General features: G+C 40.3%; 10 protein-coding genes. 4 read left to right on the top strand and 6 right to left on the bottom strand.

Going from position 1 to position 15,710, the window contains the following annotated elements:
* Positions 1-5: 5 nt before the first annotated feature.
* The 3 genes from nirB to ABWV72_RS16440 all read right to left on the bottom strand — a co-directional run bounded on the left by nirB (position 6) and on the right by ABWV72_RS16440 (position 6,149).
* Complete coding sequence (gene nirB, locus ABWV72_RS16450) at positions 6-2,606, bottom strand: nitrite reductase large subunit NirB (RefSeq protein ID WP_353371796.1); 2,601 nt, start codon at positions 2,604-2,606, stop codon at positions 6-8.
* 314 nt (positions 2,607-2,920) lie between these two features.
* A complete protein-coding gene (locus ABWV72_RS16445; protein WP_342806764.1) occupies positions 2,921-4,648 on the bottom strand; it encodes a bifunctional protein-serine/threonine kinase/phosphatase in 1,728 nt (575 codons plus the stop codon).
* Between the two features lie 34 nt (positions 4,649-4,682).
* Positions 4,683-6,149, bottom strand: coding sequence for a NarK family nitrate/nitrite MFS transporter (locus ABWV72_RS16440; RefSeq protein ID WP_353371794.1), 1,467 nt, complete (start codon positions 6,147-6,149; stop codon positions 4,683-4,685).
* A gap of 543 nt (positions 6,150-6,692) precedes the next feature.
* On the opposite strand from ABWV72_RS16440, the gene typA reads away from it, so the two are divergent.
* From typA to ABWV72_RS16425, 3 genes are all read left to right on the top strand, one after another.
* The gene (typA, locus tag ABWV72_RS16435; protein WP_216049672.1) at positions 6,693-8,519 is read left to right on the top strand and encodes a translational GTPase TypA; all 1,827 of its coding nucleotides are present in this window, start codon (positions 6,693-6,695) and stop codon (positions 8,517-8,519) included.
* 152 nt (positions 8,520-8,671) lie between these two features.
* Positions 8,672-8,923: a hypothetical protein gene (locus tag ABWV72_RS16430; protein ID WP_353371792.1), complete on the top strand. Its 252-nt coding sequence runs from the start codon at positions 8,672-8,674 to the stop codon at positions 8,921-8,923.
* 2 nt (positions 8,924-8,925) lie between these two features.
* Positions 8,926-9,537, top strand: coding sequence for a DUF2441 domain-containing protein (locus ABWV72_RS16425; protein WP_353371790.1), 612 nt, complete (start codon positions 8,926-8,928; stop codon positions 9,535-9,537).
* Between the two features lies 1 nt (position 9,538).
* Here ABWV72_RS16425 and ABWV72_RS16420 read toward each other — a convergent pair whose 3' ends face one another.
* Positions 9,539-11,293 (bottom strand): hypothetical protein, encoded by a 1,755-nt coding sequence (locus ABWV72_RS16420; protein ID WP_353371788.1) that lies wholly within the window; start codon positions 11,291-11,293, stop codon positions 9,539-9,541.
* Between the two features lie 201 nt (positions 11,294-11,494).
* Between ABWV72_RS16420 and ABWV72_RS16415 the strand changes: the two genes are divergently transcribed.
* Positions 11,495-12,058 (top strand): GNAT family N-acetyltransferase, encoded by a 564-nt coding sequence (locus tag ABWV72_RS16415; protein ID WP_353371786.1) that lies wholly within the window; start codon positions 11,495-11,497, stop codon positions 12,056-12,058.
* Between the two features lie 19 nt (positions 12,059-12,077).
* Here ABWV72_RS16415 and ABWV72_RS16410 read toward each other — a convergent pair whose 3' ends face one another.
* Together ABWV72_RS16410 and ABWV72_RS16405 are read right to left on the bottom strand one after the other, a co-directional pair.
* Positions 12,078-13,481, bottom strand: coding sequence for a GntP family permease (locus ABWV72_RS16410; RefSeq protein WP_342806760.1), 1,404 nt, complete (start codon positions 13,479-13,481; stop codon positions 12,078-12,080).
* A 194-nt stretch (positions 13,482-13,675) separates the two neighbouring features.
* Complete coding sequence (locus tag ABWV72_RS16405; protein ID WP_353371784.1) at positions 13,676-15,496, bottom strand: DUF885 domain-containing protein; 1,821 nt, start codon at positions 15,494-15,496, stop codon at positions 13,676-13,678.
* Positions 15,497-15,710: the final 214 nt, after the last annotated feature.

Below are 15,710 nucleotides of genomic sequence, written 5' to 3'. Positions count from 1 at the left end.
ATTCCTTACTCCACTTCTACGATATTGATAGATGAAGCAGTTTCAACAACCGGCTTCACTGTGCCTAAAATTTTATCAACTTCAGTTTCTGTTGCTGGACGAATCTGCTCACGCTCTTCCACAAAGATAATGTTGCTATCAGTTTTTTCGCTATTCACAAATTGACGGAAGCGTTTGCGAGAGTTTTCTGCTGTTATGGCCGTCTTCCATTCACATTGATAACTATCGACGACGTGTTGCATTTGCTGTTCGAGTTCAGCACCGAGTCCCAGTGAGTCGTTAATCACTACCTCTTTAAGATAATCAAGCCCACCTTCCATATTTTCCATCCATACAGAGGTTCGCTGCAATCTGTCTGCAGTGCGCACATAAAACATCAAGACCCTGTCGATGTATTTAATTAACGTTTCGGTATCCAAATCAGTAGCGAATAGGTCGGCGTGTCGTGGTTTCATTCCACCATTACCGCAAACATATAGATTCCAACCGTTTTCTGTGGCGATAATACCGATATCTTTACTTTGCGCTTCGGCACATTCGCGGGTACAGCCAGATACGCCGATTTTCAATTTATGGGGTGAGCGTAGGCCTTTGTAGCGGTTTTCGATATCAATAGCCTGACCAACTGAATCTTGTACTCCGTAGCGACACCAAGTGCTGCCAACACATGACTTAACGGTTCGAAGAGATTTGGCGTAAGCGTGACCGGTTTCAAAACCTGCATCAATTAGTTCTTCCCAAATAAGAGGAAGTTGTTCAACTCTGGCACCGAATAAGTCAATTCGTTGTCCGCCGGTCACCTTAGTGTACAAATTATATTTTTTCGCTACTTGGCCAAGCACAATGAGTTTATCAGGGGTTATTTCTCCACCAGCGATACGCGGAACCACCGAATAAGTGCCGTTCTTTTGCATGTTGGCCAAATAAGTGTCGTTGGTATCTTGCAAAGTGACATGGGGCGTTTCCAGAATAAAGTCATTCCAGATAGACGCCAAAATAGAAGCGGCTGCTGGTTTACAAATTTCACAACCTAAGCCGGTACCGTGTTTTTCCAATAATTCATCGAAGGTTTTGATTTGGCCCACTTGAACCATATGGAACAACTCTTGACGTGAATAAGCAAAATGCTCACAAATATCCTTCTTAACTTCCACGCCTCGTTTTTCAAGCTCATTGTCTGTAACCGACTTAAGCAATGCTGCACAACCGCCGCATCCGGTACTGGCTTTAGTGCAGCTTTTAACAGCGGCTAAATCGCAAGCCCCAGCATCAAGGCTGGCGACAATGTCACCTTTAGTAACGTTGTGACATGAACAAATTGTTGCCGTATCAGGAAGCGCATCAGCTCCTAAAGTGGGAGCGCCTTCACCGAATGAGGGTAAAATTAAGCTTTCTGGGAATTCAGGTAAATCAATTTCATTTAACGCATATTGCAATAAAGTATCGTAATCACTGGTATCACCTACTAATACAGAACCAGTTAACTTGTTGGTGTCAGCATTGACAACGATTTTTTTGTAAACGCCTGTAACTTGATCTTCATAAGTGTAGGTTAATGCGCCATGCTCTCTGGCGTGAGCATCACCGATAGAGCCAACTTCGACCCCCATCAGTTTTAATTTAGTGCTCATGTCAGCACCTTCAAATAACACATCCCCACCAACAATATTACTGGCTGCGGCTCTGGCCATGGTGTAACCGGGTGCGACTAAACCAAAAATAAAATTGTTCCAAAGGGCACATTCGCCAATGGCATAAATATCCGGGTCGCTGGTCAAACAGTGATCGTTAACTACAATTCCGCCGCGCTCACCGATCTCGATGCCAAATTCTCGAGCTAACTTGTCTTGGGGACGAATTCCGGCAGAAAATAGGATCATATCGGTTTCGAGGATTTCACCGTCTGCGAATACCATTTTGTAGCGACAGCTATCGCCAGCTTCAATACTTTGCGTAGCTTTTTGAGTATGTACTTCAACCCCTAGATCTTCAATTTTGTCCTTCAGTACACGGCCACCGCCAGTGTCTACTTGGACAGCCATTAATTGTGGGGCAAACTCCACAACATGGGTTTTCAATCCAGCTTGTTTAAGGGCATTAGCCGCTTCTAACCCCAACAAACCGCCACCAACAACTACACCAACTTTGCTTACTTGAGCAGAAGCACTAATGGCTTCCAAGTCTTCAATGGTTCTGTAAACAAGGCAATGAGGTTGATCATTGCCAGGAATTGGCGGCACAAATGGAAAAGAGCCAGTGGCTAAAATCAACTTGTCATAAGTTAAGACTTCAGCGTTTTCAGTAGTCACTGTTTTGGCTTGTTTGTCGATGTTATTAACTCGTGCGTTAACCTGAAAATTAACTCCAAGTTGCTGATAATGTTCTGCACTCGTTAAAGAGAGTTCATCCGCTGTTTTGCCAGAAAAATACTCTGATAAATGAACACGGTCGTATGCCAATCGAGGTTCAGCAGATAACACCGTAATATGAAAACGATTTTTGCCGTATACCTCTTCACTTTGTTGAATAAGCTGCTCAACAAAATGGTGTCCTACCATTCCGTTTCCGACTACGACAATGCGAGTTAAATGTTCATTTGTGGTCATAATATGCCTCTAATTTATTAACCCCAGAAACGAAAAAAGCCCGCAGTATCTGCTAAACAGATACTGCGGGCTTCGTTGCCGGGTATAACTAACCGCCATGGCTAGCTATTGAATTTTGTGTAATAGATTGAGCGAATCAAAATGCAGCAATCTACCTCTGAACATAGATAAGCATTTATTAGGCCAAAAAATTAATTCTATAATTATCAATAATATAGTTTATTTAAAGCCCAGATTAATGTCAGCTAGTGCCGTTTCTTGGTGCAACTTTTAACTAAAATAGGGCATAACCATCAAAGGAATTTATATTATTTTTAGGTAAAATAACTTAGTAAGAGCAGAATGATAATGAACTCAACCAAGGCAATAAATTTAAATAAACGCAGTGGGTTTCGTTGAATTAGCGGCTGATGCTGAATTTGACTCAGCATAGTGGTATTTGGTTTGGACAAATCCGTAAAAAATTCCGAAAACGCCTGATAACGCTGCTCTGGATTAATTGCCAAACCTTTTGCCAATGCGATATCTAACCATTGTGGCAAGTCAGGTCTAAACTTCCTTAATGAAATATACTGCCAATTATCAACACTTAACTTTGTTGTTGATTGAGGGGTAAATGCTTTAAAGGGCAAATGTCCGGTCAACATTTCGAAACACACGACAGCCACAGAAAATAAGTCAGAGCGAAAATCGAATTGATTATTGAGTAGATATTCTGGAGCGATATAGTTCACCGACCCCACAGGTACACTCTCTTCTTGCAAAGCTTGAGTTTCCGCCATTGCACCAACATAAACCGTACCGAAATCGATTAACTTAACCTCGCCCGTTTTGGTAATCATCACATTTTCCGGTTTAATATCACGATGAACCATATCTTGTCGTTGAAAAATGCGAAGTGCTGCTATTAGCTGCTTCATTATACTTCTGACTTCAACAATGGATGCAGACGGATTATCTAGCAGCCATTGGCGCAAAGTTTGCCCTTCAATAAACTCACAAATGTGATACATAAATTTAGCGTTATCTGGACGCGGGTTTATGCGCATAATATTTACGTGTTGGAGTTTTTGACCTATCCACTCTTCTCGTAAAAAACCGCTTAAATAGTTGGGATCATCAACAAAATATTGAGAAGGGGTTTTTAAACAAAACAGTTCTTGCGTGTCTTCCTTAATAACTTTATACAAGCTACTTCGTGTGCCATTGAAAACCTGTTCCAGTACCCGATATCCCTCAAGCTTCATCCCCTCTTTTAGCGCAGGCGGCATCGCTAATCGAGTAAGTTGACGATGATATTCGTTGATGTCGGCATGAGGCAGTTCAGCAACTTTAACCAACAAACAACTTAGATTGTCGTCACTACCGGCTTCAATCGCTAATTCAACGATGCTTCTGGCGAGGTCTTCTAAATCAATTTTTGGTTCTGCCAACCATTGATTGAGTAGCAGCTGTATTTGTTTTGAACTAATAAACTCATGCACACCGTCGGTTGACAAGATAAAAAGGTCATCTTTGTTGAGCTCAAAGGTACGAAAATCCACATCGAGATTAGCTTCAATACCAATGGCACGACTTAATACTTTTTTGTTGCCAAACCGAGCATGATGATCGGTAGAAAGTCGCTCAAAATCCCCCTGCTGCAGTCGACAAATTCGACTATCGCCAGCATGAAATAGGAAACCAGTGGTAGACTTGAAGATTAATGCGCTAAAAGTAGTGACCATTTGACTATGGTCACCTAAAGCATACTCATGTTGGCCTGCGCACCAACGATTCAAACCTTGTAAAACTTGCGTAGCGGCCCTTTTTACCGTCCACGTTTCTGGGGTTTGACGGTAATCCTGTATGAAATTAGTAGCGCAGGTTATAGCGGCTTCTTTTGCCCTGCTGCACGAGCTAACACCGTCAGCGATGGTTGCGACAGCTCCTTTGCTCGTTAATTCAGCACCCACTGGCAACCAGGCTGCAAACGCATCCTGATTTTCCGTTTTCACACCAGCCGTTGAATAACCACCAAATTCAAGGTGAAGTTTTTCCAAGCTAAAATACCTGAATTAAATAGAACGATTCATATTATGTGACGTTTATCAGTTCGACACTACCATCTTCTCTGACTTCAGTAATTGTACCGCTAGGCTCTTTCATAAACAGTAATGCTACGAAGCCCAACACAGCCGTAGAAGCAATCACAATGAAGAAGGTTGACGTGTCGACAAGAGAGTAAACCGTTAAATATACAACGGCACCAACGTTACCATAGGCCCCTGTCATACCCGCAATTTGTCCAGTTAGGCGACGTTTAATCAGAGGAACCACAGCAAAAACCGCGCCTTCACCAGATTGCACAAAGAAGGAACATGCCATGACGACCGCAACAGCTAACCAGATTGGCCAAGTAGCATCAATAAAACTCATTGCAAAATATCCCAGAGCTAAGCCTGCGGTAAGAATCAACAATGTTGGTTTACGACCAAATTTGTCAGAAATTAACCCACCACCAGGCCGAGACATTAAATTCATAAATGCATACATACCTGCTAATAGTCCGGCAGTCGCCATATTTAATGTGAATGTATCGGCAAAAAATGCCGGTAACATCGAAACCACAGCTAATTCAGAACCAAAAGTGGCAAAGTACAATATATTCAGCACCGCAACTTGTTTAAATTCATACTTGTGAATATCAGGTACAGGAGTAACAAAAATATCTTTATTTACTTGATAGGTTTTATATACGTCAAATATATAGAGTGCGACAAGACTCAAATACAACAGGGTTACCACGTCGTGGCTTAATAAAGAAACGCCACTTGGTGAAAGCTTCCAGTTAAGTAAAGCTAAGGCCAAATACATTGGCGTTTTCATAACTAATAAAAAATAGAAATCTTTGACACTAGTGACTTCTAATCCGCCAAGGTTTTTGGGACGAAAATAAGTTGAACCTTTGGGTGTGTCTGTGGTGTTTTTGTAATAAATAACACTAAAAATCAAACTCAAAACACCGGTAATACCAATGGCATAACGCCATCCATCCTCGCCTCCGAACAGCAATGCAATGGTGGGTAATGAAAAAGCCGCTGCGGCTGAACCGAAGTTCCCCCAACCACCATATACGCCTTCTGCGGTACCCAACTCTTTCGGAGGAAACCACTCACTTACCATGCGAATACCAACAACGAAACCAGCACCAATACATCCCATGGCAAACCGGGCAATTAACAATTGTTCGAAGCTATTGGCTAGGGCAAACGCAAAACAGGGGATAGCACAAATAGCCAGCAATGCAGAATACACCAGCCTTGGGCCAAACTTGTCGGTTAATGAACCAATTAACACTCTAGCAGGTATGGTTAAGGCAACGTTGATGATTAACAGTGTTTTCCATTCACTTAATGTTAATCCTACGCCGTCGACGATAGCTTCTTTGAGTGGCGCCATGTTAAACCAAACTACAAAGGTGATAAAAAAAGCCATCCAAGATAGATGCAAGGTTTTCATTTTGCCGGTAAAAGACACTAGATTAAATTTTTCCGCATTCATTTTTATTTCGCCTAACAGGTTTAACCTTTCATTGAACAAAAAAAAACCCACTCAATTTTCCAATTATCGGAAAATTGTGCGGGCTTCATTGCCTAACGTTCATCAGACAACTTTGTAGATGACGTTAATTTGTTGGTTTCGCAATAGATCTGTATTTTTGCGTTTTAGTTAACCAAGCAATAATCAATCCAACAATGAAAAACAAATTTAATCCCATAAATTCAAATACTTAATAGTAAAACAAGTAATATCAAAAGAGAGGTTACTATTCGTTTTGGTGCAACAGCGCACGGTTTAGGTGATTTTAAATGCTTGTATCGACAGGTGGATTTCTAAGATTAAGCCACAGCGAATTTACAAATACCTAAGATAAGTAGGGGGAAGGGGCAGTTACTTGCTCAATATCACAAATAAATAGGGCGCTGCTCATTATTTACCTGTATAATCCGCGCCCAAACGTAACCCTCGGCAATCCCAGTGAATAGAATTGGGTATTAATGGCAATCCGAGAGCATATTTAAAAGTACAGGCTTACCGAACAAAATGAAAGATATTAGTAAATTAAGAAACATTGCAATTATTGCACACGTTGACCACGGAAAAACAACCTTGGTTGACAAGTTGTTGCAACAGTCAGGCACCTTGGAAAGCCGAGGCGAAGCTGAAGAGCGCGTTATGGATTCTAACGATATTGAAAAAGAACGTGGAATTACCATACTTGCAAAAAACACAGCAATTAACTGGAATGATTACCGTATTAATATCGTTGACACTCCTGGACACGCCGACTTCGGTGGTGAAGTAGAGCGTGTTATGTCGATGGCTGATTCTGTACTTCTATTAGTAGATGCCCAAGAAGGTCCAATGCCGCAAACTCGTTTTGTGACACAAAAAGCTTTCGCTCAAGGTTTGAAGCCAATCGTAGTAATCAATAAAATTGACAAACCAGGTGCTCGTCCTGATTGGGTAATGGATCAAGTATTTGACTTGTTCGATAACCTTGGCGCAACTGATGATCAGTTAGACTTCCAAGTAGTTTATGCATCAGCACTTAATGGTTGGGCAACAAGAGAAGCAGACAAGCAAGCTGAAGACATGACGGATTTGTTCCAAACAATCGTTGATGTAGTAGAAGCGCCTGATGCAGATCCTGAAGGCCCGTTCCAAATGCAGATTTCTCAACTTGATTACAACTCATATGTAGGTGTTATCGGGGTTGGTCGCGTAACTCGCGGTGCAGTTAAACCAAATCAGCAAGTCACTATTGTTATGGCTGATGGCACTAAGCGCAACGGTAAAGTAGGTCAGGTACAAGGTTACCTTGGTTTACAAAGACATGAAGTTGATTCAGCACAAGCTGGTGACATCATTGCAATTACCGGTTTAGGCGAGTTAAAAATCTCTGACACCATTTGTGATCCAAATGCTGTAGAAGCTTTACCGCAGTTATCTGTAGATGAACCTACAGTAACCATGACTTTCCAAGTGAATACTTCTCCATTTGCGGGTAAAGAAGGTAAGTACGTTACTTCTCGTAATATTCTTGAGCGTTTACAAAATGAATTAATTCATAACGTAGCGTTAAAAGTAGAAGAAACTGAAGATCCGGATAAATTCCGTGTTTCAGGACGTGGTGAGCTACATTTGGGTATATTGATTGAAAATATGCGTCGTGAAGGTTACGAATTAGCGGTTTCTCGCCCTGAAGTAATTTTGAGAGAAATTGATGGCGAAATTCACGAACCATTTGAAACATTAACTATTGATGCTGAAGAAGAGCATCAAGGTTCAGTGATGGAACAAATTGGACTTCGTAAAGGTGAACTTACTAATATGTCTCCTGATGGAAAAGGACGTATTCGTATGGACTTTATGATCCCTAGCCGCGGATTAATTGGATTCCAAACTGACTTTATGACGATGACTTCAGGCTCAGGTTTGATTTATCACACATTCGATCATTACGGACCGCATAAAGGTGGCTCAATTGGTCAACGTAAGAATGGCGTATTGATTGCCAATGCAACAGGTAAAGCATTAACCAATGCTTTATTTAACCTTCAAGAACGTGGTCGTTTATTTATCGGTCACGGTGTAGAAGTTTATGAAGGTATGGTTATCGGTATTCACAGTCGTGATAACGACCTTACGGTAAACGCACTTAAAGGTAAGCAATTAACTAACGTTCGTGCATCTGGTACTGATGAAGCACAAACACTAGTTCCGCCAATTAAAATGTCTCTAGAGCAAGCTCTTGAGTTTATCGATAACGATGAATTGGTAGAAGTGACTCCTGTTAGCATCCGTATCCGTAAAAAATTACTAACTGAAAATGAAAGAAAACGCGCTGGTCGCAGTAAAGAATCATAGTAGTTAGTTAATACTTAAAAAAGCCGGCTGATTATGCAAGGCGGTTACTTAATTTGTGCTAAAAGCGAGGCATAAGCCTCGCTTTTTTATTTTACGTATTTAGTTACCAGATGTAGGCTATTGAGCATAGATTGTTTCAAAGGTAACTAACAATGAGCGAAAACAGTAAAAACTACAGCGAATGGGAAAAAAGGCTTTACGATGTTTTATCGAAGAATACCTTTTTCTCAGCACATAACAAAACAGCGTCCTCGTTGAAAAAACTGGCCGATGAGCTTGAAAAGGCAAATCAATCATCTTCTAGTTTGGCAAAAAGCTTGAATCGATTAACTCTTGCTGCTGTTATCATTGCGGCAATTTCCTTGTCCGTAGAGCTTTATAAGATATTTTCGGGGGTTAGTTGAGAATGGATCAATTTTTTGTTTTTTTAAACCTTAACAATCCTATCGCTAGAACAAACTACGAAACTCGCGGAAATAAAATAATTTCAGCAGGAGTACTCAATGCTCTCACAGAGCAAAGTTACCTTCAAAAGTATATAAATGGAACTCTAGACTATATTCCCTTTGAGATTAATACACAGTGTGATGTGGCGCAACCGTCATTGTTCCAGCTTTCAGCGATAGATTTGTACAAAATAGAATATAACGCTGAAGTTTACCGAAAACAGTTTTTGCCTCATATGCCTTCGAGGTTTTCTTGTATTTATGCCTTCAAAGATTATCAGGATTGTATCAAGGTCTCTAAAAAATATGGTTGGGACTTAGCCACAGTCAAGCACTTTAAATTAGAGCCAAATCCTCTGAATAAGGTTCATAAAGTAAATATGGAAGTGATTTCATTATTACGAGGGCAAAGCTACTTAAGCTGTCTGTCCCCTGAAGAAGAGAATAAGGTTTGGGAGCACTATTGGAATAGTCGTGGCCCTATGTCTATCGAGAGTCCTCTTGTAGGGAAGGGTGACTCAGGTGTAATTTGGGAATATCTAGTCGAAGGAACTCTTGCTTTGATAGAGTAAATTAATCTTCTCTTTCGTGATATACGACTCCTTCGGGCTTTATCGGGCTTTTCGCTAGACCTAACCTCATCGCAGCGGTAGTGCCGTCTTTAGCTTTTAAACAATAGTTAAAATAAAGCCGAGCGATTTCCATTACCTTGATATAAGAATATGGATTATATGCGCTGTACCCATGCCATTTTCGTCTATCATTAGCCGCTACTGACTTACTTCTTTCCAAGAGGCTTATTCTTCGTCTAGCGAACATAAAAAACCTATCAATCGCAGCTAGCGAAGCGGTTTTGTATAGTTCAGCTTGGGAGTTTAATGCTAAATGTGAAATAGGAGTAAGAGCCGCGACAAGTTTTTGAGGTTCAGGCATGGATGAGTGAGGATGTAGTAACCAAGACTCTTTACTGTTTGGGATCTCCTGTAAGTTAGACATCCTTCCAAGTATCATTCTTATTACCGTGTCATGACGTTCCTTCGCGGTAGATTTTCTGTACGTTTTACCTGCAACAATTCTGAATTCCTTATAAAAAACTTTTACTAAATCTTCCTTCTCATCTACCGTCATGCCTGTTGTATTTTTAACATAGAAGCCGTGAACTTCACCGCTTTTTATGCGAGCTTGATTTGCTGTCATAAAGGCGTTTCTGATGCCTGCTTCACGATCAAGAGAGTAATGAACTGTATCTACTTTGCCGAGTAGTTTAGATAGCAATAGAAAATGAGCGTACATGGAATATTCACTGTGGACCAACGCACCGGATTTTGGCAACTGTGTTGTTCCATCCAGTATTTCTGATTGTTCAAAGGTAGTGTTTTCTAAGTTGCTCAAGCCTTGTACGGGGATGTGGTTTTCTACTGTGAGTTCATGATCAAAGTCTCTCTTAAGCCATAATCTCGCGTGAGGAAGTAAATGCGCCGGTGTTACAGCTGGATTTACTTGACTAGCAGCTATCTCAGCGCTACGTCTATCTATGTGAGGGTCATAGTTAAAGTGAACTCCAAAAACATACCCAGTAATATTATCTGCACTTCCTGTCGCCCATATTTCAACATTTCGTTTATCGGTGCGATCACTCCAATTACTAATGTGAACTTGCCTGTCGGTGCAGATGCCAACTTTACTAAGGCCAACACCTCTTATTAATCGACTTTCTCGATTTCTTAGAAAACTTCTTGCTTGTCCGTATAGCCAATCAAGTTTATCAAAGTAGGTTTTTGATGAAATTTCTAGAATTTCACAAGTCCTCCGCATAACAGTCTTGTTTACCAATAATTTAAAAAAAGATTTATTAATTTCAGAGCGACGGTGCTTTCTTCGCTTAGAGCTAGTCGAAAATGTTTTTTTGCATAATTTACACTGGTATCTACTGTTGCCATTGGTTTGACCATGCCTTTTATATAGCTTAGGGTCTTGTGCAACAGAGATAAGGTTATTGCTGCAATTTGGATTTGTGCATGAAAATTCCGGCATTTGCAGATATGAAGAAAGGTGTATTTCTTCTTCAACAATACCTTCGTTTGACTTGATGGGTGTTATCTCATTGCAGACTCTACACTGAAGGTGGGGCGCATTTCTTCCTGTTCCAGATATTTTGTAATAAGGATTAGAACCTTTTCGAATATCGAGAGTGGATAGATCGTAGTCGTGTGGGTCTTGGCAGAAGTTTGCGCAGTTGGGATTTTTGCAGCCATTGGCCTGAAGCCCTTTGAATTCCTGCGGTACAGTCTCAGATACTCTTGCGTAAAATTTTTTTTGTTGTTCCAATTTAAAGCCCCACCTGTAAATCCATACAGTGTAGGGCTTATGATAGACTATTTTTTACCTAAAGCACAAATTAAGTAACTGCCTTGCTGATTATGCCGGCTTTTTTGTATCATCGTTTTAAGTACAAGGCCGACTACGTTGCATATTCCTGTATATAGTTAATAATAACTAGCAGATTTTCTAACCACTTAGACATAATGAATGCAAAATAGAACATTCCCAGTATTTGAAACACAACGACTTAGATTAGATCGATTATCTAAATTGGACAGACAATCTATTTTTGAGGTCTTCTCAGACCCAAAAGTTGTGGAACATTATGACGTTGAATTGTTTAAAAACATTCACGAAGCTGATAGGTTAGTAGAGTATTTTGATTCTAGATTTACTAGTGATAATGGCATTCGCTGGGCTATTCGCGACAAGCAAACGGGTAGCTACATAGGTTCATGTGGTTTTACCCATTGGAATAAGTATGACCATAGTGCCGTTATCGGATACGAAATTAGTCAGAGAAATTGGGGAAAAGGGTTTGCTAGTGAAGCCGTAAAACGAGTTGTTGACTTTGTATTTTCCCCTGATTTCCATTTCTACGTGCATCGAATTGAAGCTTTGGCTTTGCCCTCAAACATTCCTTCAGGCTCATTGCTAACCAAACTAGGGTTTAAATTAGAGGGTACATTGCGCGGAAAATGTTATTGGAACGACGATTTCCACGATATGAATATGTACGGTCTATTGCGTGAAGATCGCCCTGATAATTAAAGCCATGATAATTCTTGGGCTAAAAAATCAAACTCAATATCCAAGCGAAAAGAAATGCGATAGTCCCTAGCAGCGTTTCCATCACGGTCCAGGTTTTAAGTGTTGTTTTCACATCCATGTTTAAAAGACGACTCACTAGCCAAAAACCTGAGTCATTAAAATGCGAAAGCACTGTTGAACCACCGGCGATTGAAATAACAATAAAGCATAAATCTAAGGAGCTTAAATCAGGGGCTACAGTGACAATAGGCGCAACTAATGCAGCGGTGGTAGTTAGGGCGACAGTTGCCGATCCTTGGGCCACTCTCAAACTGGCTGCAATTAAAAAAGCAGCGACTATTAATGGCATACCCGTATCAGCTAATATGGAGGCGAGTGAATCTCCAATCCCACTGGCTCTTAGCACACCACCAAACATTCCTCCTGCACCTGTTACTAAGATTATTGCGCATATAGGTGCTAATGACTCTGCGCATAATTGCTCTAATTTTTCTGCACCGTACTGCTTTGAAAATATAATTAAGCAACTAAGCAGGGTGATAAGTAAAGCAATAGGTGTCTGCCCTATAATGATAAACACATGAGAAAGTTGGTGCTCACTATTTATTAAGCCTGCGACTATTAAAGTACTTAAAACGGTATTAAACGAAATTAAAACAACCGGCAACAATAATATGAACAGTACTGTGCTAAATCTAGGGTATGAACTATTGTCTGCTGGCGTGTTTTGTCCAAATAAGTCGTTATCAATAGGAATATGAAACTTTTTTCCACAATACAAAGCAAACAGATATGCGCCTAAATACCAGGTTGGTATCGCAATTGCTAAACCTACAATGAGAAGAAGCCCAATATCAGCTCCTAAAAATCCGGATGCAGCTACAGGTCCTGGATGAGGCGGTACAAAAGCATGCATTACTGCAAATGCGCCAGCGCAGGGCAGCGCGTAGACTAATAGAGATCCAGAGAAACGTTTTGCCACACTAAAGATAATCGGCATTAACACTATTAGACCGGCATCAAAAAAGATCGGAAAACCAAACAAAAGAGATGCAATACCTAAAGCTAAAGGCGCTCTTTTCTCGCCGAACCGAGTTATTAATGTGTCCGCCAAAATCGTTGCACCACCACTATGCTCAAGGATTTTCCCAATCATGGCCCCCAAACCAACCAATAACGCGATAGACGCTAATGTCCCACCAAAACCTTGGGTTAGTGTTGAAAGTAGTTTTTCAGATGGTATACCGGCGGCGATTGCGGTAACTATGCTTACTAGAATCAACGCTATGAAAGCGTGAATTCGAAATTTAACAATGAGAATTAATAGCGTTAGAACTGAAAGGACTGCGACTGTTAGCAAATAAACTGAGGATTGAGCGGGCGCTAATATATCCATATACCAAAAAACCAACCATTGTGTCATGCGCTACCTTGTCACAATAAACAGGTTTATTTCAAGTTTCGCTTTCGATTTTCAATTTATTAGACTGCAAAAAGATCTCAGAATAATAAAAACATTAAGTCCGACACTGACTTTGAATTAGAAAACACTTTGTTTAGGTGCTGCTTTACTTCTTCACAAAGTATTTTCTATCTAGCTATGTAGTTCGATGTAAATTAGTTCTCTTTACTTTGGATATAGTCGTTAACTAGACGTTCTAATATATCCAATGGAACTGCGCCATTTTTAAGTACGACGTCATGATAATCCGCTAAATTAAACTTATCACCTAACTCCAATTTAGCCTTTTCTCGTAACTCTAGGATTTTCATCATGCCCACTTTATAAGAGGTTGCCTGACCTGGCATGACTATATATCTTTCTATTTCTGAGACAACATCACTTTGTGCGATCCCAGTATTGTTCGCCATATACTCTATCGCTTCTTCTCGCGTCCATCTTTTAGCATGAATTCCGGTATCTACCACTAAACGAACAGCTCTAAATAACTCAGCTTGTAAACGACCAATATTATCGTACGGGTCATCTTCAAATCCTAATTCCCAAGCTAGACGCTCGGCATATAATGCCCAACCTTCAGCATAAGCGGTAAATGGCGATAAGGTTCTGAAAATAGGTAACCCCTCTAGCTCCATAGAAATACTTACCTGAAAGTGATGGCCTGGAATACCTTCATGATAAGCTAAAGTGCGCATACCGTATTTAGGCGTAGCTTTAATATCATACAAATTAGCGTAGAAGACGCCCGGTCTAGACCCATCCATAGATGGCCGTTGGTAATATGCACCTGGTGCGGTTTTTTCTTTAAATTCTGGTATGCGCTTAACTTCCATGCCAGCTTTAGGCAGAACATTGAATACTTCTCCCATTGACTGGTTAATTTCATCAAGGATAGTCTGGTAGTCGGCTAGTATCTGAGCACGACCTTCATCAGTATCAGGATAGTAGAAACGTTCATCATTTTTTAATGATTCAATTGCAGTAGTGAAACCATCGGTAACGTCAAACCCTTCTGATCCTAAGATCGTTAGTATTTGTTGCTGAATGCGTTCCACCTCAGACAAACCGGTCTCATGTATGTAGTCAGCACTATAGTTAGTAGTGGTAAAAAACTCTAAAGCTTGTTTGTATGCAATATCACCGCCTTCTAAACGCCATAAACCATCGTCTGTACCAGCTTTGTTTTTTAGCTTTTCAAAATAATCGATATATGATTGATAGGCGGGATAGACATGTTGGTTAATAGCTTCTGCCGCATCTTTTAGTACTTGTGATTTATCTGCATCGGAAAAATTTGCAGCTTTATCAATTTTGCCCTGTAAGGAAGTATATAATATGTTTTCTTCAGCGGGTGAATCCACAAAAGCTTGCATTTCAGAGAGCACTCGGTCGATCACAAAACTAGGCGGTATAATATTATTTTGCTCTCGAACAATTAAACCCTCCATATTTTGCGCAAATTTAACGTCTGCCTTTTTTAGTCTAGATATATAATTTTGAGCATCTTCAAGCTCGTTTACTTGATGTGTTGAATCCATGAAGCTTGGAAACTGACTTTGTAGCCCAAACAATTGGTTTACAGGATAATTGTGAAAACGATATGGTTCAGACTCTATCTGCCCATCTATCAGGTAAAGAGCAATTTCTTTTGATAATCGTTGTGATTCATCCAAAGAATTATCTGAATAAGCTAACAAACCTTCACGTACCTCTTTCATAAGTACGAACATTTCATCAGCCTTTTCCAAGCTGTCATCATTTAATTCAGCATTGTGACCTTTAAAGCCCATACCATCTAGAACACCAATACTGGTTAATATTTCTGGGTTATCTAAGGCAAACTTAATTAAAGTACGATCTAAAAAAACGCGAAAGAACAAAGGCTTTTTCGCATACCACTCATGGGCTCCTAACGCACCTCCAAACAAAGTAACAGTCAGAAGCAGCAGACCAGTCCATTTAAAAAACTTTTTCATTATTTTTCCATTTGTTATTTTTTATTTCCCACTCCAACTATGACAAAGTAATTATTTTTATGGAAACAAAATTTCACTTCAGGTGACAAATGCCCCCATGAAAAGTGTAACAACCATTGTCATAAGTTTTGAGCAAGATAGAAGCAGTTATTTGGGTTTAAAAGAACCCAGATTTCATATCAAGATGCCACGGGCTGAAGCCCGTGCTACGGGA

It is taken from the genome of Aliiglaciecola sp. NS0011-25, assembly GCF_040370605.1.
In the GTDB taxonomy this organism is placed as follows: domain Bacteria; phylum Pseudomonadota; class Gammaproteobacteria; order Enterobacterales; family Alteromonadaceae; genus Aliiglaciecola; species Aliiglaciecola lipolytica_A.
The sequence above is the reverse complement of the archived record's forward strand: the minus strand, read 5'-3'. Positions and strand labels throughout refer to the sequence as shown.